The organism is Streptomyces sp. NPDC029466 (assembly GCF_055574515.1).
The window spans coordinates 69,106-95,844 of record NZ_JBVHZH010000034.1 but is presented as its reverse complement, the minus strand read 5'-3'; the positions used below and the strand labels follow the sequence as shown (position 1 = coordinate 95,844).

Sequence of the window (26,739 nt, the reverse complement as noted above, 5' to 3'; positions counted from 1 at the left end):
GGCTCCCCGGAATGCTGTTCCGCCCCACCGCTCCCCTCCGGGCGGCACCGGGCAGGCGTCAGCAGTACCGGCGGAGCGAGCCCTTGGCACCGGCGGGGCGGACCTCGCGGTCGCGCAAGGTGAGGGAGAGCTTCTTGCCCCAGGCGCGGCAGGCGGCGGTGAAGTCCTGCTTCCGGTATTCGATGACGAAGACCCGGTGGGCGTAGGCCGCCGCGAAGTCGGTGCATTCCTGGTAGCGGGTGCACTCCTCGACAACGGCGAAGTCGAAGCCGATACGGCCGCGTTGTGGCAGCAGGTCGGTGGTGTTCTTCTGGGCGATGGCCAGATGCCGCTGGTGGGCGCGGCGGGCCAGGAGCCGGGCGAAGGCCGCGGCGTGCCCGGCGGTGAGCCTGCCGTCGGAGCGCTCGTAGGAGTCGAGGTTGTCGGGTTCCACGGCGTCATAACCGGCCTTGGCGCAGCCGTCGATCCACGGGCCGACGATCTCCATGAGGGCCGCCCGCTTGGCGCTGGTCGAGATGTCGAGCAGCGGCTCGTCCCAGTCCGCGTCGATGACCGGGTCTCCGTGCTCGTCCCGCAGCAGCAGGTCGGGGTGGTCGTCCTCCCAGGAGCCGGTGTCGTCGGGCTGTGCCTGGAAGGCGTTCACGTAGCAGACGTTGTAGCGGCCGGGCGCCGGCTTGGCCGTGCGGTCGCGGGAAACGGCCCGGACTTCGTCGGGCGGCGGATATGCGCCGCCGAGCTGATAGTCGAAGACGGCGTTCGCAGCCGGTGGCCGTACCGCGGTGGGGGCGGCGGGGGCGGACGCCGAGGTCCCGGATCCGGCGGAGTGCGGGGGAGGTTCGGCGGAGCATGCCGTGCCGAGCGCCATGATCAGGGCGAGGGCGCCGGCGGCGCGGGAGCGTAAAGAGTGCACGGGCGGAGCTTATGCGCGAAACGTGCGTACGGCCGGCGTGCGGTCGCCGGCCGGGCCCGAAGGTGCCTCCCGGTCTGCGGGATCCGAGAGGCACTGTGGTCGGCGGCCGTGATGCGGTTCCTTACGGGAAGGCAGGGACCGCGCCCCCGTTCAGCTGCGCGACGTCGCCGTGGTCAGCGCTTGACCACGAACGCCTGGCCCTTCTTCGCCTCGGACGAGCAGGAGCTCTTCTCCGCGGCGGTCATCTTGCGGGTCTTGACGGTCACCGCGTTGCTCTGGCCGTCCGTCCCGTTGGGCGCGGGCCCGGTGACGGTGTCCGGCACGAACCAGTAGTAGTGCCCCCACTTCGGGCTGTCGTAGTGGGTCTGCCAGGTGCCGGAGACGGTCTGCATCACCTGGGCGCGGGAGATCCAGCCCACCTCGCCGGGCTTCACCGTCATGTTCAGCGAGCTGTTCTCGGTGTGCGAGCTCGACCAGGTGTGGCTGTAGGTCGCGGTCACACTGAGGTCGATCAGACCGGCGATCTTGCCGCCGGCGGTGACGGAGACCCCCGCCGAGTCCGTGGAGCCCACCGTGTCGGACCAGCCCATCGACTGGGTGGCGTCCGAGGTGCTGCAGTTGTACAGCGAGTTGGAGACCTGGCGGAAGTCGCCGAGGTACGCCTCGCCGAGAGTCGGCTCGTTGAAGCTGCACTTCCCTTCACCGGAAGCGCAGTCGGCTATGAGCTGGTCCCGGGTGGGCTGGTCCTCCGCGGCGGCCGGCATGGTCATCGCGGCGACCAGCCCCAGAGACACCGTGGACAGCGCCAGCAGCCGGCTGCCGTGGCGGGTCATTCTGCTTTTTCTCATCGTGCTGTTACCTCTCGCCCAGCTTTGTGTAAGCGACGTGTCTGCGTGTGACGTTCGTCGCGTTACGTTTGAGACTGGTGTGAAATCTGATTCAACTACACCAAGAATTAGTAAAGTTGTAGTTGATGTCGAAACAGACTCTCTAAGGGGCTTGAAACGGAGGCGGCGTCAGGTCCGTACGCGTGCCCCGTTGAGCACGGTGTCGACGGTGCGCGCCACAAAGTCCTTCTCCAGCGGGAGTTGGCGCAGGACGACCCGGACCCAGGCGGCCCCGGCCAGCAGATCCATCAGCAGCGTGATGTCGGTGTCCGCCGGGAGCTCCCCGCGGGCGACGGCGCGGTCGAAGACGGGTCGCTCCAGCGCGATCCGGTCGGCGAAGAAGTCCTTTACGTGGACGGCCAGTTCGGGACTCTGGGTGGCGGCGCCCAGCACGGAAACGGCGATATCGGAGGCCGGTCGCGTGGTGAGGAGGGTTACCACCGTGTGCAGCAGGGCCTCCAGATCTCCGGTGAGGCCGCCGGTGTCGGGAGGGGTGAAGTCGAGTTGGCGCGCACCGATGAGGGCGGCACCCAGGAGTGCTCCCTTGGACGGCCACCAGCGGTAGAGCGTGGTCTTGTTGACGCCGGACCGCTGGGCGACCCCCTCGATGGTCAGCCCCTCATAGCCCTTCTCCGCCAGTAGATCCAGCGTGGCATCGAAGATCTCCTGTGCCTTCCGTGGGCCGCCGCTGCGCCGTGTTCCGTGCCGCTCCTCGCTCATGAGGGGAGGTTAGCATCAAGAACAACGCAACGTTGCGTTGCATTTGCGGTACGGTGCCGGACATGGAGTCCAATGAAGCCGGGCTGCCCATCGTCTTCGTGCACGGTATGCGCGTGAGCGGCACGATGTGGCGACCCGTGATCCAAGCCCTCGGCGAGCGTCATCCCATGGCGGCGCCCGACCTGCCCGGTCACGGCACGCGGCGCGGGGAACCGTTCACCCTGCCCGGCGCCGTGGAGGCGGTCAGCGACGCCGTGGACCAACTCGGTGGCCGTGCACTGCTGGTGGGGCTGTTCCTGGGCGGCTATGTGGCCGTTGCCACCGCCGGCGCCCACCCGGACCGTGTCCTCGGCCTGATGGCCATGGGGTGTACGGCGTTGCCGCGCGGGGCGTTCGGCGCCGTCTACCGGGGAGCCGGCCGGCTGGCGGCCAGGTACCCCGAGGAGTTCAACCGCCTCAGCGCCTTCGCGTTCCGCCGCGCGCTGCCCCGGCCCCAGGCGGACGCCATGGTCGCGGGCGGGCTGAGCTCCGAGGCCGTGCCGGGCCTCGTCGAGGCCGTGCGGGAGATGAACCCGCTGGCGTCACTCGCCGCATACCCCGGCCCGGTCTGGCTGGTGAACGGCGAACGCGACCACTTCCGCCGCCATGAACGCCGCTTCCTCAACGCCTGTCGCGACGGCCGCCTCACTGTCCGCCCGAGGTGCGGGCACATCACCAGCCTCACCGATACGGCAGACCTCACTCGGCATGTGCGGGATGCCGCCGCGGTCGTCACGGCCCGGACGCACGGGTCGGCGCCCCGGGGGAGCCTGCGATGACCGGCCGGGTGTGGAGCGTGGAGGAATCCCTGGAGGTCCCGGCCCCGCCACAGGCCGTCTACGCGGCGCTCGCCGACGTCCGGCGGATGACGGAGTGGAGCCCGGAAGTCATCTGGGTGTGGCCCCGCGGGGACCGTTTCGTGGGGGTCAACCGCAAGGCATGCTGGGTCTGGTTCGCCACCTGCCGGATCGTCACCGCCGACCCCGGCCGCGAATTCGCCTTCGACAACACCACCTTCGGTCTGCCCGTGGCGCGCTGGGGCTACCGGCTGACCCCGACCGAGCGGGGCACCCTGGTCACCGAGTACTGGATCGACCGCCGCCGCAGTGGGTGGCGTCGCCGGCTCGCCGAGCTGCTGGGCCTGGTCTTCACCGGCACCCCGCCCGCCCGGCGCGCCGCCCACAACCGCGCCGGTATGCGTACGACGCTCCGCCGGCTGAGCGCCGCGTGCGAACGGGCCGACTGAATCGGCGAACCTCCCGGCGCGTGGAGGGGGCGGGGCAGGTCACCCGCCCCCCAGGCGAGGTGCCGCCAGCGGGTAGGCCAATAGGTGCAAATCACCCAACCCCCGACTTCCGCTTCCCCACCGGAAGAGGCGTTCCAGCCGCGAAGCACAAGGTCTGTCCCCTCTTCCGCTTTTGCTGCACGGCGCGGTACTTCTGGGGGCAGTGCGCACTGACCACTCATTCCGACACCACCCTGACCAGGAAGGACGGACCTGTCATGAGTAGCGACCTGTCGCCCGAGGCGGTACCGGCGGAGCGGACCGGCGAGGGCTGGTACGTCGATGCGCGCTGCACCAACTGTGACGTGGCCCGGCAACTGGCCCCCGACGTCATCCGGGAACAGAACGGGCGGGCGGAAGTGATCCGGCAGCCCCAGAACGAGTCCGAGCAGCGGCAGTTGTACGCGGCCGCCTTCGCCTGCCACACCCGCTCCATCCGCCACCCCGCGCACCACCTCACCCCCGACCTCGACCCCTTCCCCCTCGCCCTCGACGACACCGTCCAGCTCTGCGGCCACAACTCCCGCCACACGGCAGGGGCCAACGCCTACCTGCTGCGCCGGCCCGACGGCAGCACGATGATGATCGACACCCCGCGATGGAGCGACGAACTCGCCACCCGATACGAGGAGTTGGGGCCCGTCACCGACGTACTGCTCACCCACCGGGACCATGCCGCGCACGGCCGCCGCTACGCCGACCGGTTCGGGGCCCGGCTCTGGATCCACGAGGGCGATCTCGACGCCGCTCCGGACGCGGACCACGTCATCCGGGGCACCGACCCGGTCGAGGTCGGCGCGGGCGTCACCGTCTATCCGCTGCCCGGCCATACCCGCGGCAGCGTGCTCTACCTCGCCGATGGGAGGTACTGCTTCAGCGGCGACAGTTTCTACTGGTCGCGCACCACCGCCGACCTGGAGGTGGCCGCCAGTGTCACCTGGTACTCGATCACGGAGCTGGCGGCTTCCCTGGCCCGGACGGCGCCTCGGCTGCGCTTCGAGTGGGTGCTGCCCGGCCACGGCGACCGCAAGCGGCTCCCGGCCGAGGAGATGACCCGCCGCCTGGAGCAGCTGACGGCCCGCACCCGCACCCTTCAGCCGCAGCCCGTCGACTTCACCGCCCTGCGCTGGTGAAGGGCCCCGGGCCGGGGGAACCCGGCGTGGGCGGGCCGCAGAGGGCGCACCCACCAGGAACGGCGATCCGCCCGTACGGTGCCCCGGTTCACCAGGCCCGGGTGGCTACCACCAGCCGGCACCGGGGGCTGCCGTCGGGGCGGCGGCCGAGCTCCGGCAGAGCCTGAAGCCGCACATCGAAGCCGGCCTGGATCAGTTCTGCGCGCACCTCGGCAAGCCGGAACGTGCGGTAGTACATGACGAATTCCGGGCGCCACAGCGCGTTGCGCACCCGCATCACCGCGTCGAAGGCCAGCAGCGTCCAGTAGCCGGCCGACCCCGGCCGGGCAGGCGCCCCGATCGGGAAGACGAACCGGCCCCCGGGGCGCAGCACCGAGTGGACCTGCGCGAACAGCTCCGGCCGTTCCCGGGGCAGGAAGTGCCCGAACGCGCCGAAGCTCACCGCGAGGTCGAAGACCGGCTCGAAGGGGAGGGCCCGGGCATCCGCGCGCACCCACTCGACCCGGGGTGCGGTCGCGGTCACCCGTTCACGGGTCCGGGCCACGGAGAGCATCCCCGCGCTGATGTCGACACCGGTGACCCGCTCCCGGCAGACCTGCCGCAGCACATCCATGCCCGCGCCCGTTCCGCAGCACAGATCGAGACCGCTGCCGAACGGCCCGAGCTCGTGCAGCGCCCGTGACACCGGCGTCAGCACCCGGTCCGGGGTCCGGAACGGAGTGTGGTCGAACTTCGGGGCGAGCAGGTCATAGCCCCGCTCGACGGAGGACAGCGCCTGGACGGCGAGTTCACGGAAGGTGGGTCCCTGGGGTGCGAACATCGCCCCCAGCATAGATCCGCTACACACTTCACCGCATCGGCCGCGCCCCGTGGTGGTACCGTGCCGGAGAGACACACTCGTGCTCGCCGTATTTCCGGCGCCGGCGCCTCTCTTTCTCCCTCGCGGAGTGTATTTCCCTCGCCTCTGCGCCCGTCACTTCCGGGCCGGCGATCCAGCACCACTGTTCGGCACCCGCAGTCCAGCGATGCCGCAGCTTCTCTCTCCGGCCGCGGGCCGACCGGCCCGCCCGTGGGGCGTGATCTCACCGCCCTTCCCTTGCCGGTTCCCTCCCATCTGCCGTGTACCGACGTTCCGAGAGGACCCCCGTGACCAGGAGCACTCAACTCCGCACCCCTACCACTGCCCCGTCCCCCACCACCGCCACCTCCCGCACCCCCGCACAGCCTGCTGCCGCGCCCACGAAACCCGTCGTCACAGCGGCCGGGATCCTGGACCTCGTCAACGGACGGCAGGAATCCGGATTTCTCCGCGCGGAGGGCTGCCGTGCCTCGTCCCACGATGTCCGGGTGCCCGCCGCGCTGATCCGTGCGGCCGGCCTGCGCCCCGGAGACTTCGTCGTCGGAGTCTGTGACCGGCCGCGATTGCTCGCCCGGGTTGAGACGGTCAACGGACACCGGCCGGGCGACGTGCGCGGCCGGCCGCACTTCCGCGACCTCACACCGCTGCACCCCCGGCACCGCCTCCGCCTGGAAAGCGCCACCGGTGGACCGGCCCCGCGCATCGTCGACCTGCTGACGCCCATCGGGAAGGGGCAGCGCGGGCTGATCGTGGCACCACCGAAGACCGGGAAAACCGTGCTGCTGCAACAGCTCGCGGCCGCCGTCGCCGAGAACCATCCCGAGTGCCGGCTGATGGTCGTGCTGATCGACGAACGGCCGGAAGAAGTCACCGAGATGCGCCGCTCGGTGCGCGGCGAGGTACTCGCCTCCACCTTCGACCGTCCGGCCAAGGAACATATCGCCCTCGCCGAACTGGCCGTGGAACGCGCCAAACGACTCGTCGAGCAGGGACAGGACGTGGTCATCCTGCTCGACTCCCTCACCCGGCTGTGCCGGGCCCACAACAACGCCGCCACAGCCGGTGGCCGCACGCTGAGCGGAGGCGTCGACGCCGCCGCGCTGCACGGCCCCAAGCGGCTCTTCGGTGCGGCGCGGCTCGCCGAGGAGGGCGGTTCGCTGACCCTGCTCGCCACTGCCCTGGTGGAGACCGGTTCCCGCGCCGACGACTACTACTTCGAGGAGTTGAAGAGCACCGGAAACATGGAGCTGCGGCTGGACCGGGTGCTCGCGGGCAAGCGGGTCTATCCGGCCGTCAATGCCGTCGCCTCCGGCACCCGCCGGGAGGAACTGCTGCTCACCCCCGCCGAGTTGACGGCGACCCGCCGCCTGCGCCGCGCCCTCCGGACCGGCGACGGACCGGCACATATGCAGTCCCTGCTGGAGAAGGTCCGGCGTACGCCAGACAACGCGACGCTTCTGCGGCAGCTACAGCACACCGCCCCCGGTGTCTGACCGCCGTGTCTCCATGGCGTTCCGCCCATGGGAAGTGGCCCCCGGAGAGAGATCCGAGGGCCACTTCGGCCGGCGCCGACCGGTCCGGTTGCGCGTCCGGAACGGCCGTGCGCCGACCCGGTGTCAGCCGGTCAGCAGGGAGTGCCGAAGGTGGGGTTGAACACCCCGATGACGCTGATGGTGTTGCCGCAGACGTTGACCGGAATGTGGACCGGGATCTGGATGTTGTTGCCGGACACCACCCCGGGTGAGTCGAGAGCGGCACCCCCGGCGCCGCTGTCGGCGCCGGCGACACCCGCCCCGCCGAGAACGACGGCGCAGGCGCCCGCGGTGACCAGAGCACTCTTGATCCGGTGAGCCATCGGTCGGTCTCCTAACTGGTGGAGGAACTGCGGCTCATGGCGATGCGGTCCCGTTGACCACACTGCGCCACGGCTGTGAGCCGCCCGTGCACAAGGCTGTCGTTCCCCACCGGTTCCCGCTCCAGAGGCACCGGGCCTGAAGAGCAGACTTTTAGGTGATATGGCCTCCTGTGTTGACGTTCGACGGCCGTGCCCGCCGCCGTGTCAGGTGCGGTCCGCGGGCAGCAGGTGGGCCCCGGTCCGGTCGGTGCTCAGACACAGCGAGCAGACCATGGCGCCATGGCTGTGGCAGGCGGCGAGGTCCGGGCGTTCGAAGTCCTGTCGGCACACATGGCACGGGAACGTCGCCGAGCTGGGGTTGCCGTCCTGGTCCAGCAGCGGAGCGTCGATCCCGTCACAGGTGCGCCGCAGGTAGAACCTCCCCCGGGTCAGGACCGCCATCAGCGGGGTGACGACGAAGGCGATCACCGCCGCCGCGACCGGGGAGTACGGCTGAAGCGTGTCACCCAGGGCGTGGAAGTACAGGGCGATGGACAGTCCGGACGCGGCGACGAAGGCCACCACGCCCACGGGGTTGACCGCGTACAGCATGCCGCGGCGGAACTCGGGGGCGTGCGGGGAGAGTTTGAGCAGGTACTTGTTGACGATGATGTCGGTGGCCACGGTCACGATCCAGGCGATGGCGCAGTTGGAATAGAACCCGAGGATGCTGTTGAGGAAGCTGAACATGTCCGCTTCCATCAGGATCAGCGCGAAGGCCAGGTTGGCGAGCACGAAGACCGTCCGGCCCGGGTAGCGCTTGGTGACCCGGGTGAAGGAGTTCGTCCAGGCCAGCGAACCGGAGTAGGCGTTGGTGACGTTGATCTTTATCTGACTGATCACGACCAGCACCACCGCCAGCGGGATGACCAGCCAGGACGGCATCATCGCGGCGAAGGCGCCGGTGAACTGCTGAATGGGTTCGGTGGCCGACGCCGCGCCCACCTCGGCGAGGATGTAGACGGCCAGGAAGACCCCGATGGCCTGCTTGAGGGCGCCGAGCACCACCCACCCGGGGCCGGCCATCACCACGGCCGTCCACCAGGCGCGCTTGTTCCGCTCGGTCTTGGGCGGCATGAAGCGCAGATAGTCGACCTGCTCACCGATCTGCGCGATCAGCGACAGACACACGCCCGCACCCAGCAGCACCGAGGCCGTATTGACGCCACCGCCGCCCTGCGCGCCCGTATACGAGAGGAAGGTGTGCACCGTGCCGGGGTCGGTGGCGACCAGGTAGACCAGCGGGCCCACCATCAGCAGCAGCCAGATCGGGGTCGTCCAGACCTGAAGCTTGCTGAGCGCCTTCATCCCGTAGATGACCAGCGGGATCACCATGAACGTCGAGATCCCATAGCCCAGCCACAGGGGCAGACCGAAGCCCAGCTTCAGGCCCTGGGCCATGATCGAGCCTTCGAGGGCGAAGAAGATGAAGGTGAAACTGGCGAAGATGACGCTCGTCAGCACCGACCCGTAGTAGCCGAAGCCGGAGCCTCGCGTGATCAGGTCCAGGTCGATGTTGTAGCGCGCCCCGTAGTAGGCGAGCGGGAAGCCGGTGACGAAGATGACCACCGCGGCGACGAGGATCGCGGCCAGCGCGTTCCCGGTGCCATGGGTGAGCCCGATGCCCGCACCGATCGAGAAGTCGGCCATATACGCGATACCGCCGAGCGCCGTCGTCGCCACCACCATCGGCGTCCACCGGCGGTAACTGCGCGGGGCGAAGCGGAGGGTGTAGTCCTCCAGGGTCTCGTTCGCCGCCGTGTCGGTAGGCGCGGCGGCCTCAACGGACGCGGGGACCTCGACGGGCGCCTCGGCGTGCGGGGGCCGCCGGCCGCTGTCAGGGTCTGTCACACGTGGCGCGACACTCATGCCGGACCTCCTGAAGGTGCGTGGGAATTGCGGTGCCCTGTCCCGCCCATGGCGCGGGCGGGCGTGTCCCGCGCGACGGCGTTGGCGGAGCGGGAGCGTGGTGCGGCGTGCGCACGCGCGCCGGCGGGCGAAGGACGGCGGCCGTGCACGGCGCATTCGGCCGGTCCCTTGGCAGGGACATTAGGCAGCACGTGTTTCCCGCAGCGACTTCCCTGATGAACCGGACGTTTCCGCCGTGGCTCCGGTCGCGAAGCGGGTAAGGATGAAGACCCGCACCCAGCCCGCAGGAGCCACCATGACAGCGGACCGCCACGGACATCTGATGAGTGACACCGGCCCGGAGGCCCTGGCCTCTTACGAACAGGCCCTGGACGACCTGCTGTTCTTCCGGCCGCGGGTCGCGGAGGCCACACAGGCGGTACTGGCCGCCGCACCGCGGTCGGTGATGGGGCAGACGCTGGCCGCGTATCTGGGCGTACTGGGTACCGAGGAGAAGGACGCCGCCGCGGCACGTGACGGATTCGCCGCCTTCCGCTCCGGTCTGGACCCGGCCGGTGTGACGCCTCGGGAGCGGATGCATCTCGCGGCCGCGACGGCCTGGCTGGACGGCGATCTGCACGGCGCCGGCCGGATCCTCGATGACCTCACCGTCGCCTGTCCGCGCGATGCGCTGGCCCTCTTCGCCGGGCATCAGCACGACTTCCTCACCGGGGACGCCGCGCGCCTGCGGGACCGCGTCGGCGGCGCCCTGGACGCCTGGGACGAGGACGACCCGCACCATGGGCCGCTGCTCGGCATGTACGCGTTCGGCCTGGAGGAGTCGGGCCATTACGAACGTGCCGAGGAGGTCGGCCTGGCGGCCCTGGAGCGGCATCCGGGCGACGTGTGGGGCATTCACGGGGTGGTGCACACCTACGAAATGCGCGGGCGCTTCACGGACGGCATCCGCTTTCTCGACGCCCGGACCGACAACTGGTCACAGGCCAGCCTGCTCATGGTCCACAACTGGTGGCACTACGCCCTCTTCACACTGGAGGCCGGTGACACCGCCCGGGTACTGGAGATCTATGACGCGGCGCTGCACCACGAGGGGTCGGCGGGGGTGGCGATGGAACTGCTCGATGCCGCAGCCCTGTTGTGGCGGCTGTATCTGGCGGAGGACGAGCAGAGCGCGCGGTGGGTCCGGCTCGCCGATGCCTGGGAGAGCCGCCACGACGGCCCCCATTACGCCTTCAACGACGCACACGCGGTGATGGCCTATGTGGGAGCGGGCCGTGTCGCCCAGGCGCAGCGCCTCGTCCAGGACCGGGAACACTGGGTGGCGACGGAGCCCGGCGGGTCGAACCGCGCCATGACGGCCGAGATCGGACTGCCCGTCTGCCGCGCCCTGATCGCCTACGGACAGCACGACTACGGCCGGGCCACCGATCTGCTGCTGCCCGTCCGCCACCGGCTGCACCGGTTCGGCGGCAGCCACGCCCAGCGGGACGCGATCCAGCGGACCCTCGTCGAGGCGGCCCTCCGTGCCCGCCGTACGGAGCTGGCCCGTACGCTGCTCAGCGAACGTATCCAACTGCGCCCCATCTGCCCGTACAACTGGTCCGCCAAGGCCCGGCTGGAGGAGCAGCTCGGCGACCCGGTACGGGCCGCGGCCGCCCGCGAGCGCGCCGCCGCGCAGGCGGCGACCTGAGCTGCGGCGGGACGACCACGGGCGCACCGCGCGCGGCGATGCGCCCTGGACAATCCGGGCCCGCGCCGCCTGCGCCGGGAGCGGTACGGCGGTGCGCGGGCGTACGCGCATCCGGGGGTGCCGAGGCGTGACCCGCCCTCCGTCCGACTGTTAAGTCGGTTATGGATACTTCTCGTTCGGTCAGACGAGCAGTCATCGGCGCGGTCACCGCACTGCTGGTCCTCGCCCTCACGGCCCTGCCGGGCCCCACCGCCACCGCCGACAGCTACCGGACCCCGGCCGCGGACCCCGCCGCGATCCGTGACTGGAACATCATCGCCACCGACACCATCAGCGCCAACCTCGGCCCCACCCGCCCCTCCGGACAGGTCGTCATCTGGCACGGGTTCGTCTCGGCCGCCGTCTACAACGCCGTGGTCGGCATCCAGCGCACCTACGCCCCGTACAAGTGGCGGGCCCGCGGCCCCGCCGCCGCCTCACCCGAGGCGGCGGCCGTGACCGCCGCCCACCGCGTACTGGTCACCTACTTCCCGGCCTCCCGGGCCTCGCTCGATGCCGCGTACGCCGGTTCGCTCGCGAAGATCCCCGACGGCCGGGCGAAGCGGCAGGGCGTGGCCTTCGGGGAGCGTGCCGCGGGCCACCTCATCGCGCTGCGCGAGGACGACGGCCGGTTCGCACCGGTGGAGTTCACCGCGGCACCCGCGCCCGGTGTCTGGCGGCCCACCCCACCGGCCCACCAGCCCTTCATCGACCCCTGGCTCGCCGTACTGCGTCCCTTGCTGCTCACCTCCCCGGCCCAGTTCCGTCCCGGCGGGCCGCCCGCGCTGTCCTCGGCCGGCTATGCCCGGGACGTGAACGAGGTGAAGACGATGGGGGCGAAGACCGGTTCGGCGCGCACCGCGCAGCAGACCGCCACCGCGCTGTTCTTCGGGGGCAATCTGGCGGTGCAGCTCCAGACGGCGTTCCGGGACCACACGGCCCGGCACCACCTGGACATCGCGGACACGGCACGGCTGTTCGCCGCGGCGAACGCGTCGGCGACCGATGCCGTCGTCACCGCATGGGACGCCAAACTCCACTACGGATTCTGGCGCCCGATCACCGCCGTCCAGCTGGCCGACACCGACGGCAACCCCGCGACCGACGCCGACCCGCAGTGGCAGCCGTTGCTCGTCACACCACCGCACCCCGACTACCTCAGCGGCCACACCACGGTCACCGGAGCCGTGACCCGGACCCTGACCGGGATCCTCGGCACCAGCCACCTCGACCTCAACGTCCCCTCCGAGATCACCGGCACCACTCGCCACTATGACGAGGCCGACCAGCTCAACGAGGACATGATCAACGCCCGTGTCTGGGCCGGGATCCACTTCCGCACCGCGGACGCCGTCGGATGCCGCACCGGCAGCCGCATCGGCGCCTGGGCGCTCACTCACTACTTCCGCCCGCTGCGCTCTGCGGGTCTGCATGCCGTGCCACCGGTCCGGCCGAACTGCCCGCGTGACAGCGCGAGTTGACCGGATTGCCCGGCGCTCGCCGACCCCCGGACGTACGGGCCGCGGCCCGACCCGCCCGTACGTGCCCGGCCGGTCGGCGAGCGAAGCGGCGAGGTCCGTCAGTGACGGCCCGCGGGAACCCCTGTGTGGTCGGCTGCCGGTGCGGTGGACGGTTCGGTGGGCGGCGCGGTGAACTCCGGGTCGGGTTCGAGGAACCGGATCGCGACCGCGGTGGCGAGATGCAGCAGGGCGAAGATCCAGGCGATGCCCTGCACCCCGACCGGCCCCAGGGCGACGGCGACGACGGCCGGTCCGGCGAAGGTGCTCGCACCGGCCCCCAGATTGAGCGCCGACATGGCCTGGCCCTTGTGGCGCGGTGCCAGCGCGGGGACCAGTGCCGAGATCGGGACGTAGCCGGCGAGGGCGATGCCGTAGAGGGCGGCGGCCATCGCGCAGGCGACGAAGTGCGGGCCGGCCAGGACCGGGACGTAATACAGCGCCAGGCAGGTCACCGCGCAGGCCACCGCGCCGAACCAGGTCATGGTGCGCTGCCAGCCGAGCCGGTCGCCGACGGCTCCGAAGAACAGGTTGGCGAAGATGTTCGCGGCGAACATCACGCTGAGCAGACGCAGCCAGGCCGAGGTGCTGAAACCGACCGTCTCGGTGAAGAAGAACGGCAGACAGACCAGGAAGCCGAACTGTGAGCCGGTGCTGAAGACCCGCACCGCGGCGCCGACGGCCACCCGCGGGCGCCGCCGCATGATCGAGACGCTGCCCGCCAGCGTCCTCAGCGGATTCCCGCCGTCCGGGACGAGACCGGAGCGGCCGGTGGGCTCCCGTACCAGCAGCAGGGCGACCAGGCCGCCGAGCGTCACGAGGCCGAGCGCGAGCCACAACGTCCGGTAGGAGCCGGCCAGCGGGATCGTGGCGCTGGCGACCAGCGAGCCGAGGGTCGGCAGCCCGCCGGTGAAGGCGAACCAGTACCAGCCGACCGCCGTTCCCAGCCGCTGCGGTGGGGTCGCCGCGGTGACCCACACCAGGAAGCCGTAGGCGAACAAGGGGTAACCGAAGCCCCGCAGCCCGTACAGGAGCAGCAGCAGCGGATAGTTCATCGTCGGCAGTGCCACCGTCAGCAGGAGCACCTGGAAGACCAGCCAGATGGCGAAGCCGGCGGTCATCACCCGCCGTGGCCCCCACAGGTCGGACAGCGCTCCCGAGAGCCAGGCGCCGATGGCGACCGTGATCCCGTAGACGGCGATGACCACCGCCGCATCGGCCTTGGCCAGACCTTGGTCGGCCAGGTACTTCGAGAAGAAGCCGGTCTCCACCCCGTCACCTGTCATGAACAGCAGGACGCCGACGAAACCCCAGGTCAGGGCGGGAGGTATGCCCAGGCGGGCGAAGCGGGAGCGCCTGCGGCCGGCCGGCGGGGTGCCGGGGTGCGGTGTCCGTATCGGCCGGCGGCGGACGGAGCTGCTCATGGGCTCTCCAAGGGGGCGGAGCTTTACCAGGGGACGGGGGAGGGCACACCGATGCGCCGTGCAGACGGTGGGCCGGCGCAAGTCTTCTCGTATTTTGTGAGAAGTCAAGGCTCCTCTGATAGAAAAAGAGGAGGTACGGTGCTGACGCCAAGGGGCGACGCGGCAGCCCGCCGGTCCAGCGCCGGATCGCGCGACGTCCCCTCCATATCGCCACACCCCGAGGGAGCCGTGAGCCCGTCATGACCGCCACATCCGGGATTCCCGCCACCATGCGCGCCGCCGTCCTGCACGGACCCGGGCAGCTGAGCCTCGCCGAACGGCCCGTCCCCGAGCCCGGCCCGGGAGAGGTCCTGGTCCGTGTCGAGGCGGTCGGCACCTGCGGCTCGGATGTGCACTACTACCGGCACGGACGCATCGGCGACTTCGTCGTACGGGAGCCGCTCGTCCTCGGACACGAGGCGGCCGGCACGGTCGTCGCCTGCGGGCCGGGCGCCGACACCCGCCGGATGGGCCGGCGCGTCTCCATCGAGCCCGGCACCCCCTGCGGCAGCTGCGGTGAATGCCGTCCGGGCCGCTACAACCTCTGCCCGGACATGCGCTTCCTCGCCACGCCGCCGGTGGACGGCGCCTTCTGCGAATACCTGGCCGTCCGCCAGGACTTCGCGCACGAGGTCCCCGACTGCCTGACGATCGAGGACGCCGCACTGCTGGAGCCGCTGTCAGTGGCCGTATGGGCCTGCCGCAAGGCCCGGGTCGCACCCGGCGACCGTGTGCTGATCACCGGCGCGGGACCCATCGGCCTGGTGACCGCCCAGACGGCACGGGCCTTCGGCGCACGGGAGGTCATGGTCACCGACGTCCTCCCGCACCGCCTCGCCCTCGCCCGCGCCACCGGCGCCACCGCCCTGGACGTCTCGGCCACCCCGCTGCGCGAGGCCGGCTACACCCCCACCGTCCTCCTGGAGTGCTCCGGCGTCCCCGCCGTGAGCGGCGAGGCGATCCGTACGGTGGGCCGGGCCGGCCGGGTGGTCCTCGTCGGCATGGGCGGGGACGAGATCCCGCTCCCGCTGAGCCGGGTGCAGAACCACGAACTGGAACTGACCGGCACCTTCCGCTACGCCCACACCTGGCCCACCGCGACGGCCCTGGTGGCGTCGGGTGCGGTCCGGCTCGACTCCCTGGTCTCGCACGGTTACGGTCTTGCCGAGGCCGAGAGCGCACTGACCGTCGCCACCCACGACGCGAGCGCCGTGAAGGCCGTCATCTACCCGCAGCGGTAGCCGCTGCCGCTGTCCGACCGGAAAGGGGCGGCCCCGATGGCTTCCACACGGTCGTCGCTGGCCGAGGTCGACCGGCGACGGCAGGACGTACTGGCCCATGTCGTCGCACACGGCGAAGTCCGCATCGACGAACTGGCCGGCCACTTCGGGGTCAGCCTCGCGACCATGCACCGTGATCTGGACCAGCTCGCCGAACGCCGGCTGCTGCGCAAGGAACGCGGCCGGGCCGCGCCCTTTCCGAGCCTCACCATGGAGACCGCCACCCGCTTCCGCGTCGGTGTCAATCACCCGGTGAAGGAAGCGCTGTGCGCCGCCGTCGCCGAGGAGATCCGGCCCGGCAGCACCGTCGTGCTGGACGATTCGACCACGGTCTTCCCGCTCGCGGCCCGGATCGCCCGGACCGAGGCGGTCACCGTGGTCACCAACTCCCTCGGTGTGGCCCGGCTGTTCGACGAGACCCCGGGCACCGACGTGACGCTCCTGGGCGGTCGCTACCGCGGCGAATTCGGCTCCTGCGTCGGCCCGGACGTACTGCGCGGCCTCGGCCGGCTCCGCGCCGACCTCGCGGTGATGTCGGCGGTGTCCGTGCTCGGCGGCCGCCTCTTCCACCCGATCCGTGAGTACGCCGAGATCAAGGAAGGCATGCTGGAGTGCGCGCAGCGGTCGCTGCTCCTGGTGGACCACAGCAAGTTCGGCAAGACCGCGACGCACGCCTACGGCGACATCGGCGACTACGACCGTGTCGTCACCGATCGCGGCACCCCGGCAGAGGAGTTGACCGCACTGCATCGCAGCGGCGTGACCGTTGACGTGGTCGACGTCTGACTGAGGTGCCTCCGGGGGCGCCTCTCCACGGCGGGCGGCCCCCCGCAGCCGGCGGGCACCTCCGTAGCGGCGGCGCAAACCGACCGACGGGCACCCGGTACGCATACCTCCACTTTCGCGACAACATGGCTCCTTCGTCGGCCAAATACGGACCGGCGCACAACGACTTCGCCCGCGCGCCCGTCCTACCGCACGCATCTGTACACAGGCTCTTCTCAGGAGGTAAGTGATGCGACGGTTGGCGACAGTGGCCGCGGCGTTCGTGCTGGCGGGCGCCGGGGTGGCGGGCACGGCCGGGGTGGCCGGGGCCGCGACCGGCCCGGTGGGTGAAGCCGCCCCGGCCAAGGCCTGTTCGACCGTCTGGGGCAGTGGCAACAAGTCGGCCACGGACGCGAACGGGGCGCCGCTGAAGAACGTCAAGACCAGCCGGAACGCCTGCTACGACCGCATGGTCTTCGACATCGGCGGAGCGGACGGCAAGGTCGGCTACCACGTCGGATATGTCGACGCGTTCCACCAGGACGGCTCGGGCGAGAAGATACCGGTCAAGGGCGGCGCCATCCTTGAGGTCTTCGTGTCCGCGCCCAGCCATGACCCGGCGACCGGCAAGCAGACCTACGCCGGGACGGCCGGCAAGCCGTTGCCGGGGGTGAACCTCGCCGGCTACCGCACCTTCAAGGACACCAAGTTCGGGGCGAGCTTCGAGGGCCAGACCCAGGTCGGCCTGGGCGTGCGCGCCAAGCTGCCGTTCCGGGTGCAGCAGTCCGGTCACGAGCTGATCGTGGATGTCGCCCACACCTGGTGATCCGGCGCACCCCCAAGGGCCGTCCGGTGTCGCTGCGCTGAAAAGCGGGAGCTGAGACCGGCGGCTCCGTGGGGAGCTCCTGCCGGACAAAAAGAAATACCCCGGACCGAGTTGACGGCCGGGGTATTTCTCTGGGTATATTGAGGGCTTCTGTGTTTTGGGGAATCTAAACCAAAAACTCACCCTGCATACCGAACTTTATCCGAGCGGAGCTGAATTGTCAAACGAGGAATGGCAGCACGAGCAGGAATTCATCGACCTGCTCTATGACCGCCTCACCGAACTACGGGACCTGGCCGAGACGGCGGTGCACACCGCCGTCCAGGCGCCGGAAGGCAACCATGCCCAGATGCGGCTGGAGCGCAATGTCCTGGTGGCCGAACAGTCCGGTCTGCTGGCCGCCTTCAACGCCGGGGAAAATGGCCTGTGTTTCGGTCGGCTGGCATTCCGCGACGGCCGCGATCACCGCATCGGCCGGATCGGTATCCGGCGCGACGACCCGGACCGTACCCCGCTCGTCATCGACTGGCGGGCCGAGGTGGCCCGCCCGTTCTACCTCGCCACCGGTCACACACCGATGGGGCTGCGCCGCCGGCGGCACATCACGACCGAGGGCCGGCGGGTGACCGGGCTCCATGACGAGATCATGGACCTCGCCGACGCCGTACGGACCGGGCACGAGGGCACCGACGGGGACACGGTGCTGCTGGCCGCGCTGGACGCGGCGCGCACCGGACGGATGCACGACATCGTGCAGACCATCCAGGCCGAGCAGGACGCCATCATCCGCGCCCCGCACCACGGAATCCTCGTCGTGGAGGGCGGCCCCGGCACCGGCAAGACCGTCGTCGCCCTGCATCGCGCCGCCTATCTGCTCTATGCGCACCGTGAACAACTGGCCCGGCGTGCCGTGCTGATCGTCGGGCCGAACCCGGCGTTCCTCAGCTACATCGCGGAGGTGCTGCCCTCGCTCGGCGAGACCGGCGTGCTGCTCGCCACGCCCGGCGAACTCTTCCCGGGCGTCACCGCGACCGGAACCGACACCCCCGCAGCCGCCGAGGTCAAGGGCCGTGCGGCGATGGCCGACGCGCTCGCCGCGGCCGTCCGCGACCGGCAGGCCCTGCCCGACTCCGTGATCGTGATCGACCATGAGGACGGCGAACTGCGGCTGGACGCGGACATGGCACACGAGGCGCGGCGCCGGGCACGGGAGACCAGGCTGCCGCACAATCTCGCCCGCCCGCACTTCGCCTTCCGCGTCATCGACGCGCTCACCGACCAACTGGTCGACCGGATCGGCGCGGACCCCTTCGGCGGGCCGAATTTCCTCGGCCCGGACGACATCGCCCAGCTGGGCAAGGCCATCGCCACCAGTGCCGAAGTGCACGGCGCCATCGACGCGTTGTGGCCCGAGCTCACCCCTGAGCAGCTGGTTGCCGACTTCCTCGCCGAGCCCGTCCACCTCCCGGACGCCGATGCGGACGCCATCCGGCGGGTGGACGGGGCGTGGACCCCGGCGGATGTGCCGCTGCTGGACGAGGCGGCCGAACTCCTCGGCGAGGACTCCTCGGCGGCCCGTGCCGCCGCCGAGGCGGAGCGCCAGGAGCTGATCGACTACGCCCAGGGCGTGCTCGACCTCTCCTACGGCTCCCGCACCCAGGAGTTCGAGGACCGCGACGACGAGGAGTCGGAGGTGCTGGCGGCGCACGACCTGGTGGACGCGGAGTTGCTCGCCGACCGGCACGAAGAGGCCGACCACCGCAGCGCCGCCGAACGCGCCGCGGCCGACCGGACCTGGGCGTTCGGCCACATCATCGTGGACGAGGCACAGGAGCTGTCCGTGATGATGTGGCGGTTGCTGATGCGCCGTTGCCCGACCCGTTCGATGACGCTGGTCGGCGATCCGGCGCAGACCGCCGAGCCCGGTGGCTGTGGCTCCTGGGAGGCGATCCTCGCGCCCTATGCGGGCGACCGCTGGGAGCACGTCAGGCTCGGCGTCAACTACCGTACGCCGACCGAGATCATGGAGGTCGCGGCGCAGGTGCCCCGGTCCGCCGACCCGTCCTTCGCGCCGCCGCGCTCGATCCGCTCCACCGGGGTACGCCCCTGGGCGCACCGTACGGACGACCTCGCGCGCGTGGCTGCCGAGGCGGTCGCACGGGAGACCAACCAGGACGGCCGCCTCGCGGTGATCGCCCCGCCCGCCCACCACGAGGCGCTGGCCGCCGCCCTCCCGGACGCCTCCGCCGGACCCTCCCCGGACCTGACCCGTCCGGTGGTGCTGCTCGGCCCGCGACAGGCCAAGGGCCTGGAGTTCGACTCCGTGATCGTGGTGGAACCGGCGGAACTCGGTGCGAGCGATCTGTACGTCGCGCTCACCCGGGCGACACAGCGGCTGGGCGTGATCCACACCGGGGATCTGCCGCCCGGGTTGGAGACCCTGGCCGCAACCGGCTCGCCGGCCCCGTCGACGAGCGAATAGTGCGCCGCCCTCGGACGGCCCGCCCAGGTCGGACCCGCCGGCTCGCCGTGCACCGTGGCGAAACGGCCCGGCGCGCGACACGATGCTGAACACGTGCCGCGCGCCGTCCCCTCCTGGGCCGGTCCTCGACTCACCCGACCGGCCAGGTAACCGGACCGGTTATTTGACCGAACCGGCCATGATGCCCTGAACGAAATGCCGTTGGAACACGAAGAACACGATCAGCGGCACGATCAAGGACAGAAATGCACCGGGCGCCAGGACCCCGATATTGCTGCCGAACTGCCTCATCTGCGACTGGAGGGCCACGGTCAGCGGCTGTGACTCGTTGTCGGCGAAGAGCAGGGCGACCAGCATGTCGTTCCAGACCCACAGGAACTGGAAGATGGCCAGGCTGGCGATGGCGGGCCGGCCCAGGGGCAGCACCAGCTGGGAGAAGATCCGCCATTCGCCGCCGCCGTCCATCCGGGCGGCCTCCAGCATCTCCTTGGGGATTTCCGCGAAGTAATTACGCAGCAGGAAGATGGCGAACGGCAGACCGTAGGCGGTGTGGAAGAGCACCACACCGGGAATCGAGCCGAACAGCCCCAGCGCACCGAACAACTTGGCCACCGGCAGCAGTCCGATCTGGACCGGCACCACCAGCATGGCGACGACTACCAGGAAGATCCAGTCCCGGCCCGGGAAGTCCATCCAGGCGAAGGCGTATCCGGCCAGCGCGGCGATCACCACGACGGCCAGGGTGGTGGGCACCGAGATCAGCACCGTGTTCCAGAAGGCCTGGACGATGCCGGAATCCTTCAGCAGCGACGTGTAGTTGTCGAGCGACAGCTGGCCGGGGGTGGTGAGCGCGGTCCACCAGCCGCTGCTCGCGTTCGCCTCCTCCGTACGCAGCGAGGAGAGGAAGAGGCCGGCGGCGGGGGTGAGCCAGATCAGACCGACGACGAGCAGGAACACCTGGATCACGCCGCGGCTGAGCCACTTCGCCGGCCGGGCGGCCACCCGCTTGCGGGCGGCCGCGGTTCCTTGAGCGGTGGTCATGACTGGCTCCTGCGGAAACGTCGGATGTTGAGGGCCATGGCCGGGACCACCAGGAGGAGCAGCAGCACGCCGAGGGCGCTGCCGAGTCCCTGGTTGTTGCCGCCGCCGAAGGAGACCAGCCACATCTGTAGGGCCAGGACATTGGCGTCCTGCTGTACGGGACCGGGGGCGATGATGTAGACGAGGTCGAAGACCTTCATCACATTGATCACCATCGTCACGAACACCACGCCCAGGACCGGCCCGAGCAACGGCACGGTGATCCGGCGGAAGACCTGCCATTCATTGGCGCCGTCCATCCGGGCCGCCTCCAGGACGTCCCGCGGCATCGAGGAGAGCCCGGCGCCGATGAGGACGAGCGCGAAGCCGGTCCAGATCCACATGTAGGCGCCGATGATGGCGGGCGTGATGAGGGCGGGACCGAGCCAGGAGATGCCCTCGTACGGCGGGGCGAAGTCCTTCGCGGGGAGCTGGACGGCGTACGAACCCGGGGCCAGATGGGCGAGGCGGTAGGAGCCGTCCGGTGCGGTGGTCGCCGTGGCCACCACCTTTCCGTGCGAGTCGACCGCCTCGACCGAGAGCGCGGGCAGCCCGCGTTCGCCGCGGTCCACCCTTCCCGGCTTGCCGCCACCGCCGGGGGTGAAGTCGAGGTAGACCACACCGCGCAGTTCACCGTCGGCGGCGGTGGACTTGGCAGCCGGTGCGGCGGGCCGCGCCCGGGACGGCATGTCCTTCGGCGCGACACCGACCAGACCGAGGTTGACGGTGTTTCCGGGGCCGGTGCGGTGCGCCGTCCGGTAGGAGCCGTCATGGCCCTTGGTCAGCTGCTTGTCGCCGAGACGCACCTTGGCGGTCGGGAAGGAGGTGGACTTCCCCTGGACACTGTCGTGGATGCCGACGGTGACCGCGTTGAGCACACCGCGCTGCGGATCCTGCTCGTAGGCGAGCCGGAAGATGATGCCGGCGGCGAGGAAGGAGATCGCCATGGGCATGAACATCAGCAGTTTGAACGCCGTCTTCCAGCGGATCTTCTCGGTCAGGACCGCGAGGACCAGGCCGAGTCCGGTCAGCAGTGCGGGGGCGAAGACCACCCAGATCGCACTGTTGCGGATGGCCCGGAGCGTGGCGGGGTCCTGGAACATCGCGGTGTAGTTGTCGGCGCCGACGAAGGTGTCGCCCGAGGCGTCGTACAAGCTGCGGATGACCGAGAACGCGATGGGGTACGCGACGAGCGCGCCCAGCAGCAACAGCGCGGGAAACAGGAACACCGCGGCGATCCGACGGCGGCGCCGGACCGCGCGCCGCGCGGGGGCGCTCGCCCCGTCGGGTGTGCCGCCCGGGGGGTGGGGCGCGGCGGCGCGCGACGAAGCGGGCGCCGCCGCGGGAGTGGTCACAGGCATGGGATCGGGCCCTTGGTCCTTACTTTCCGTACGCCTTGGCAGCGGCGGCCTCAAGCTTGCGCGCCGTGGCCTCGGGGTCCGAGGGGTCGCGCAGGAAGTCCTGGAGCAGCTTCCACTCGCCCGCGCCCTGGGTGCCGCCGAAGGCCGCGGGGGCCTGGTCGGACATGTCGAAGCGCACGGAGTTCCCGGCGTCGGTCAGCGACTGGGCGGCCTTGCGGGTGACCTCGTCGTGGTACGCGCCCGCGGCCACCTTCTTGTTGGGTGAGATATAGCCGCCGGCCTTGGCCCACACGCCGGACGCCTCGGGCGTGGCCAGGTACTTCACCAGTTCCATGGCGGCCTTCTTGTGCTTCCCGGCCTTCAGCACCACGGCGGCGTCACCACCGCTGACCACCGGCGCCTTGCCCTTGTCGACCGCGGGGAAGGGGAAGAACTTGGCGTCCTTGCCGACCTGCTTGTGCAGCTCGTCGGTGATCAGGGCGCTGACGAAGTCGCCCTCGTAGACCATGGCCGCGCCCGGCTCCGGGCCGAAGACCTGCTGGACGGACTCGGGGAAGTCGGTGCGCAGCGCGCCCGAACCGCCGCCGGCCACCAGGCTCTTGTCGCCGAAGAGCTTGCCCAGCGTGGTGAGCGCCTTGACCACGGTGGGGTCGGTCCACGGGATCTTGTGGGCGGCGAGCTTGTCGTAGTTCTCCTGCCCGGCCTGGGAGAGGTAGATGTTCTCGAACCAGTCGGTGAGCGGCCAGCCGGCCTCGCCCGCGACGGAGAAGCCCGGCACACCCGAGTCGGAGAGCGTCCGGCCCGTCTTCAGCAGCTCCTGGTACGTCTTCGCGGGCTTGACCCCGGCCTGTGCGAACGCCTCTGGGCTGTACCAGACCGTCGACTTGTGCGAGGCCTTGAAGTACAGGCCGTAGTAGGTCTTGTCGACCGTGCCGTAGTCCTTCCACACCTGCGCGAAGTTCTTCTTGGCCTCGGCGGCGATCTCCGGGGAAAGGGGAGCCAGCCAGCCCTTCTTGGCGAACTGCTGGAGCACGCCGACCTGGGGCACCATCACCACATCGGGGGCGTTGCCGCCCTCGACCTGGCTGCCGATCACCGTGGAGACATTGTCGCCGGTGGAGGAGAAGGTGACCTTCGCGCCGGTCTTCTCGGAGAACGCGTCCAGGACCTTCTTGAAGTTCTGCTGTTCCACACCGGTCCAGACACCGGCGACGGTGATGTTCTCACCGCTCAGTTCCTGCTTGCCGCCCCCGGCGGAAGCCCCGCCTCCGCAGGCGGTGGCGGAGAGCGCCAGGCCGAGCACGGCCGCGCCGGACAGGGCGGCTCGGGTGTGTCGTACTGCGGGTCGTCTCATCGTGGGATTCCCTTCGGGAGAACTGCGGAAGAGTGGGGAGGCGTACGGAGGTCGGGTTGTCGGGGCTATCGGGGTTCGGGGGTGCCCATCCACCAGGCGGCGGTGGAGCCGGGGAGCGTTCCTGCGGGGCAGTCGCCGCTCGCCAGCAGCGGGACACCCGGGACCGGGGCCGGCACCGGCTCGGTGCCGAAGTTGACGGCGCAGACCAGGCCGTCGCCCCGGACGAACGCCAGGACCTGGGGCGGGGAGTCGAGCCAGCGCAGGGTGCCTTCGCCGAGCTGCGGAAGACTGCGGCGCAGCGCCAGCCCCTCGCGGTACAGGTGCCAGAACGAGCGGGTGTCGGCCAGCGCCCGGTCCGTCGCGTGGTCGGCGAACCATTCGGGCTGCGGCAGCCAGGGCCGTGCCGCGTCGGTACCGCTGGTGAAGCCGAACGGTGAGGCGTGCCCGGACCAGGGCAGCGGCACCCGGCAGCCGTCGCGGATCTTCTCGCGGCTGCCCGTGCGGTGGTAGATCGGGTCGGTCAGGACCTCGTCGGGCAGGTCGACGACCTCCGGCAGGCCCAGTTCCTCGCCCTGGTAGATGTACGCCGCGCCGGGCAGCGCCAGCATCAGCAGCGCGGCGGCACGGGCCCGCGCCGGGCCCAGCCCGCCCGCGGACTCGGCCGCGTACCGGGTGACGGTGCGGACCTGGTCGTGGTTGTTGAGCACCCAGGTGACCGTGGAGCCGGTGCCCGCGATATCGGTGAGCGCCTCGGAGATGACCTTGCGGAAGGTGTCGACGTCCCAGCGCGCGGTCAGCAGATGGAAGAAGAACGCCTGGTGCAGCTCGTCGGGCCGGACGTAGGCGGCCTGCTCGCTCGGTGTGCGCACGGAGACCTCGCCGACCAGCAGCCGGTCGCGGCCGTCGTGGGCCGTGTACTCCTCGCACAGCGCGCGCCACTCGCGCCATACCTGGTGCACCTCGGGCTGGTTCCAGGCCAGCGGGTTGACCGAGTCGCGGGTCCGCTCGTCGGCCGCCGGGTCGGGGGAGTCGGGCAGTTCGGGGTGCTTGAACAGCCCGGCGGCCACGTCGATCCGGAAGCCGTCGACCCCACGGTCCAGCCAGAAGCGCAGCACGCTGTCGAAGTCGGCGCGCACGGCGGGGTTGCGCCAGTTCAGATCGGGCTGCTCGGGCGTGAACATGTGCAGGTACCACTGGCCCGCGCCGCCCTCGGCCTCGGTGACCCGGGACCAGGCGGGGCCGCCGAACATCGCCCGCCAGTTGTTGGGCGGCAGCTCACCGTGCTCCCCGCGCCCTTCGGCGAAGTGGAAGAGCGACCGGGCCGCGCTGTCCGGACCGTCCGCCAGGGCGGCGCGGAACCACGGGTGCTCGCTGGAGCAGTGGTTGGGGACGATGTCCAGGAGCACCTTCAGGCCCAGCCGGTGGGCGTCGGCCACCAGGCGGTCGAACTCGGCGAGATCGCCGTATACGGGGTCCACCTCGCGGTAGTCCGCGACGTCGTAGCCGTGGTCGTGCTGGGGGGAGGGGTAGAAGGGGCTGAGCCAGATGCCGTCCACCCCGAGCTTCTTGAGGTACGGCAACCCCGTCCGCACACCGGCCAGATCGCCGATGCCGTCGCCGGTGCTGTCGAGGAAGCTGCGGACGTAGACCTGGTAGATCACCGCGTCCCGCCACCAGCGCTGTGCCGTGTTCCGGGTCGCGGCCCCGGTGGCCGGACCGGGGAGGGAGGGGGAGGGCGCGGAGTCGGCGGAGGAGCCGTTCCCTGCCGTGGCTATGAGCATCTGCCGTGATCCCGTTCTTGCCTGGGCATGCCGTGCGGCTGCAATCGCTGTTATGCATGCATGTTAAGTAGGCATGTCTTTTCGGTGTCAACGAAATGGTCGAAACTCGCTGAGAGATACCCGATTTTGCGGGGAATTGTCCATCCCGCATGTACTTAACAAGTAGGTAGAGCAGGGGTGGGGAAGGTACTGAGGAGCTCCGAGGTCAGCCGCGGCCGACGAGGGCCGTGAGCTCTCGCGTCAGACGCGCGACGGTGGCATCCGTGCTCCGCCGGTGGAGCAGCGCGTCATGCATGACCGCCTGCACCGCCAGGCTCACCTGGTCGTACTGCGGGCTCTTGATCCGCGGCTTGGCCGCCAGCACGGCCCGCTGGAGCGTCGGAAGGTACGGGAAACGCCGCACCAGTTCCGGGTCCTTGTACAGATCGGCCCAGACCGGTGGCAGCGCGCCCTTGGTGAGCACCCGGCGCTGGACCGACTCGGTCGTCAGATAGGAGATCAGCTCGGTGGCCGTCTTCTGGTGCCGCGACTGGGTGTTGACCGCCAGATTGGAGCCGCCCAGCGCGCTGGAGCCCGGCCCGTCGGGACCCGGCAGCGGCACCGCGCCGACCTTCCCCGCCACTTGGGAGGGCTGGGCATTGGCCAGCGCGTAGGCGTACGGCCAGTTCCGCAGGAACAGCAGCCGGCCCTCCTGGAAGTCCTTACGGGACTCCTCTTCCTTGTACGTCAGGGCCCGCCGCGGGATCCAGCCCTCGCGCACCCCGTCGAGGAGGAACGACAGCCCGCGACGGGCCGCGGGGGAGTCCACCGTCACCCGCGAGCCCTCGCCCGCGAGCACCGTGCCGCCGGCCGACTGGACGGCCTCGACGACATTGGCGGTCAGCCCCTCGTACGGCAGGTACTGGCCCGCGTAACCATCGAGCCCGTATTTGGGCGCGACGGTCTTCGCCAGGTGCGCCAACTCGGCCCAGGTGCGCGGCGGCCGCGCACCCTCCCGGGCGAGCACGTCCTTGCGGTAGTAGAGCAGCCCGGCATTGGTCACATACGGGACCGCGTAGAGCCGCCCCCGGAAGGTGGCGGTGTCCACCACGGGAGGAAGGAAGCGCTTCAGCGGGAACTGGGCACCGTCCACGGGCTTGATCCACCCCGCGGCAGCGAACTCCGACGTCCACGCCACATCGATGTTCAGCACATCGAAGCGGTCGCTGTGCGCCCGCAGCTCGGTGACCATCTGCGCCCGCACCTCGTCGGCCGCGTCCGGCAGCTCGACCAGGGTCACCTTCTCGCGCGGATGCCGGGCGTTCCAGCCGTCGAGGACACCCCGCAGATAGCCCGTGAGGTCCCCGCCCGTCACCAGAGTGATCGGGCCCCGCCCGTCCGAACCGCCCGCCGGCTCCCCGGCCCGGGCGCCCGCGTTGCCCGCGAACAGCAGAGCGCAGACCAGCAGAGCCCGGCTTGCGGCACGCTTCCACCGCATGGGCTCCTCCTTGAACCAGGCGTCGACG

General features: G+C 70.5%; 22 protein-coding genes. 10 read left to right on the top strand and 12 right to left on the bottom strand.

The window, feature by feature from the left end; all coding sequences use genetic code 11:
• Window positions 1-58: 58 nt before the first annotated feature.
• The 3 genes from ACZ4XD_RS24810 to ACZ4XD_RS24800 form a co-directional block, all read right to left on the bottom strand.
• Window positions 59-865: an endo alpha-1,4 polygalactosaminidase gene (locus tag ACZ4XD_RS24810; RefSeq protein WP_468045466.1), complete on the bottom strand. Its 807-nt coding sequence runs from the start codon at window positions 863-865 to the stop codon at window positions 59-61.
• Window positions 866-1,083: 218 nt separating this feature from the next.
• Entirely contained in the window at window positions 1,084-1,758 is a 675-nt protein-coding gene (locus tag ACZ4XD_RS24805; protein ID WP_468045444.1) for a hypothetical protein, read from the bottom strand.
• A gap of 168 nt (window positions 1,759-1,926) precedes the next feature.
• Window positions 1,927-2,517, bottom strand: coding sequence for a TetR/AcrR family transcriptional regulator (locus ACZ4XD_RS24800; RefSeq protein WP_468045442.1), 591 nt, complete (start codon window positions 2,515-2,517; stop codon window positions 1,927-1,929).
• A 62-nt stretch (window positions 2,518-2,579) separates the two neighbouring features.
• Between ACZ4XD_RS24800 and ACZ4XD_RS24795 the strand changes: the two genes are divergently transcribed.
• The 3 genes from ACZ4XD_RS24795 to ACZ4XD_RS24785 all read left to right on the top strand — a co-directional run bounded on the left by ACZ4XD_RS24795 (window position 2,580) and on the right by ACZ4XD_RS24785 (window position 4,974).
• On the top strand, window positions 2,580-3,335 hold the full coding sequence (locus tag ACZ4XD_RS24795) for an alpha/beta fold hydrolase (protein ID WP_468045440.1): 756 nt from the start codon (window positions 2,580-2,582) through the stop codon (window positions 3,333-3,335).
• Window positions 3,332-3,802 (top strand): SRPBCC family protein, encoded by a 471-nt coding sequence (locus ACZ4XD_RS24790; protein ID WP_468045438.1) that lies wholly within the window; start codon window positions 3,332-3,334, stop codon window positions 3,800-3,802. The genes ACZ4XD_RS24795 and ACZ4XD_RS24790 overlap by 4 nt, the downstream gene beginning before the upstream one ends.
• Window positions 3,803-4,059: 257 nt before the next feature.
• Complete coding sequence (locus ACZ4XD_RS24785; protein ID WP_468045436.1) at window positions 4,060-4,974, top strand: MBL fold metallo-hydrolase; 915 nt, start codon at window positions 4,060-4,062, stop codon at window positions 4,972-4,974.
• A gap of 88 nt (window positions 4,975-5,062) precedes the next feature.
• On the opposite strand, the gene ACZ4XD_RS24780 is transcribed toward ACZ4XD_RS24785, so the two are convergent.
• Complete coding sequence (locus ACZ4XD_RS24780; RefSeq protein WP_468045434.1) at window positions 5,063-5,794, bottom strand: class I SAM-dependent methyltransferase; 732 nt, start codon at window positions 5,792-5,794, stop codon at window positions 5,063-5,065.
• Between the two features lie 326 nt (window positions 5,795-6,120).
• On the opposite strand from ACZ4XD_RS24780, the gene rho reads away from it, so the two are divergent.
• On the top strand, window positions 6,121-7,326 hold the full coding sequence (gene rho / locus ACZ4XD_RS24775) for a transcription termination factor Rho (RefSeq protein WP_468045432.1): 1,206 nt from the start codon (window positions 6,121-6,123) through the stop codon (window positions 7,324-7,326).
• A 131-nt stretch (window positions 7,327-7,457) separates the two neighbouring features.
• Here the strand turns inward: rho and ACZ4XD_RS24770 are convergent, their stop codons facing one another.
• Both ACZ4XD_RS24770 and ACZ4XD_RS24765 read right to left on the bottom strand, forming a co-directional pair.
• Window positions 7,458-7,688, bottom strand: coding sequence for a chaplin (locus tag ACZ4XD_RS24770; RefSeq protein ID WP_468045430.1), 231 nt, complete (start codon window positions 7,686-7,688; stop codon window positions 7,458-7,460).
• Between the two features lie 204 nt (window positions 7,689-7,892).
• Entirely contained in the window at window positions 7,893-9,596 is a 1,704-nt protein-coding gene (locus ACZ4XD_RS24765; RefSeq protein ID WP_468045428.1) for a purine-cytosine permease family protein, read from the bottom strand.
• Window positions 9,597-9,891: 295 nt separating this feature from the next.
• Here ACZ4XD_RS24765 and ACZ4XD_RS24760 point away from each other — a divergent pair, with 295 nt between their 5' ends.
• Together ACZ4XD_RS24760 and ACZ4XD_RS24755 are read left to right on the top strand one after the other, a co-directional pair.
• Window positions 9,892-11,286 (top strand): tetratricopeptide repeat protein, encoded by a 1,395-nt coding sequence (locus ACZ4XD_RS24760; RefSeq protein WP_468045426.1) that lies wholly within the window; start codon window positions 9,892-9,894, stop codon window positions 11,284-11,286.
• A 161-nt stretch (window positions 11,287-11,447) separates the two neighbouring features.
• Complete coding sequence (locus ACZ4XD_RS24755; protein ID WP_468045424.1) at window positions 11,448-12,806, top strand: vanadium-dependent haloperoxidase; 1,359 nt, start codon at window positions 11,448-11,450, stop codon at window positions 12,804-12,806.
• A gap of 98 nt (window positions 12,807-12,904) precedes the next feature.
• On the opposite strand, the gene ACZ4XD_RS24750 is transcribed toward ACZ4XD_RS24755, so the two are convergent.
• On the bottom strand, window positions 12,905-14,266 hold the full coding sequence (locus tag ACZ4XD_RS24750) for an MFS transporter (RefSeq protein ID WP_468045422.1): 1,362 nt from the start codon (window positions 14,264-14,266) through the stop codon (window positions 12,905-12,907).
• A 239-nt stretch (window positions 14,267-14,505) separates the two neighbouring features.
• On the opposite strand from ACZ4XD_RS24750, the gene ACZ4XD_RS24745 reads away from it, so the two are divergent.
• From ACZ4XD_RS24745 to ACZ4XD_RS24730, 4 genes are all read left to right on the top strand, one after another.
• Window positions 14,506-15,546 carry an NAD(P)-dependent alcohol dehydrogenase gene (locus ACZ4XD_RS24745; protein ID WP_468045420.1) on the top strand — a complete coding sequence of 347 codons (1,041 nt, stop codon included), beginning with the start codon at window positions 14,506-14,508 and terminating at the stop codon, window positions 15,544-15,546.
• Window positions 15,547-15,582: 36 nt separating this feature from the next.
• Window positions 15,583-16,371, top strand: a complete 789-nt coding sequence (locus ACZ4XD_RS24740) for a DeoR/GlpR family DNA-binding transcription regulator (RefSeq protein WP_468045418.1) — start codon at window positions 15,583-15,585, stop codon at window positions 16,369-16,371.
• Between the two features lie 229 nt (window positions 16,372-16,600).
• Entirely contained in the window at window positions 16,601-17,176 is a 576-nt protein-coding gene (locus ACZ4XD_RS24735) for an AMIN-like domain-containing (lipo)protein (RefSeq protein WP_468045416.1), read from the top strand.
• Window positions 17,177-17,393: 217 nt separating this feature from the next.
• Window positions 17,394-19,658 (top strand): HelD family protein, encoded by a 2,265-nt coding sequence (locus ACZ4XD_RS24730; RefSeq protein WP_468045414.1) that lies wholly within the window; start codon window positions 17,394-17,396, stop codon window positions 19,656-19,658.
• A 159-nt stretch (window positions 19,659-19,817) separates the two neighbouring features.
• On the opposite strand, the gene ACZ4XD_RS24725 is transcribed toward ACZ4XD_RS24730, so the two are convergent.
• The 5 genes from ACZ4XD_RS24725 to ACZ4XD_RS24705 all read right to left on the bottom strand — a co-directional run bounded on the left by ACZ4XD_RS24725 (window position 19,818) and on the right by ACZ4XD_RS24705 (window position 26,711).
• The gene (locus tag ACZ4XD_RS24725; protein WP_468045412.1) at window positions 19,818-20,699 is read right to left on the bottom strand and encodes a carbohydrate ABC transporter permease; all 882 of its coding nucleotides are present in this window, start codon (window positions 20,697-20,699) and stop codon (window positions 19,818-19,820) included.
• The gene (locus tag ACZ4XD_RS24720) at window positions 20,696-22,099 is read right to left on the bottom strand and encodes an ABC transporter permease (RefSeq protein WP_468045410.1); all 1,404 of its coding nucleotides are present in this window, start codon (window positions 22,097-22,099) and stop codon (window positions 20,696-20,698) included. Before ACZ4XD_RS24720 ends, ACZ4XD_RS24725 begins: the two co-directional genes overlap by 4 nt.
• Window positions 22,100-22,118: 19 nt before the next feature.
• Window positions 22,119-23,453, bottom strand: coding sequence for an ABC transporter substrate-binding protein (locus ACZ4XD_RS24715; protein WP_468045408.1), 1,335 nt, complete (start codon window positions 23,451-23,453; stop codon window positions 22,119-22,121).
• A gap of 65 nt (window positions 23,454-23,518) precedes the next feature.
• Complete coding sequence (locus tag ACZ4XD_RS24710) at window positions 23,519-25,234, bottom strand: glycoside hydrolase family 13 protein (RefSeq protein WP_468045406.1); 1,716 nt, start codon at window positions 25,232-25,234, stop codon at window positions 23,519-23,521.
• 205 nt (window positions 25,235-25,439) lie between these two features.
• Window positions 25,440-26,711: an ABC transporter substrate-binding protein gene (locus tag ACZ4XD_RS24705; RefSeq protein WP_468045464.1), complete on the bottom strand. Its 1,272-nt coding sequence runs from the start codon at window positions 26,709-26,711 to the stop codon at window positions 25,440-25,442.
• Between the last annotated feature and the right edge of the window lie 28 nt (window positions 26,712-26,739).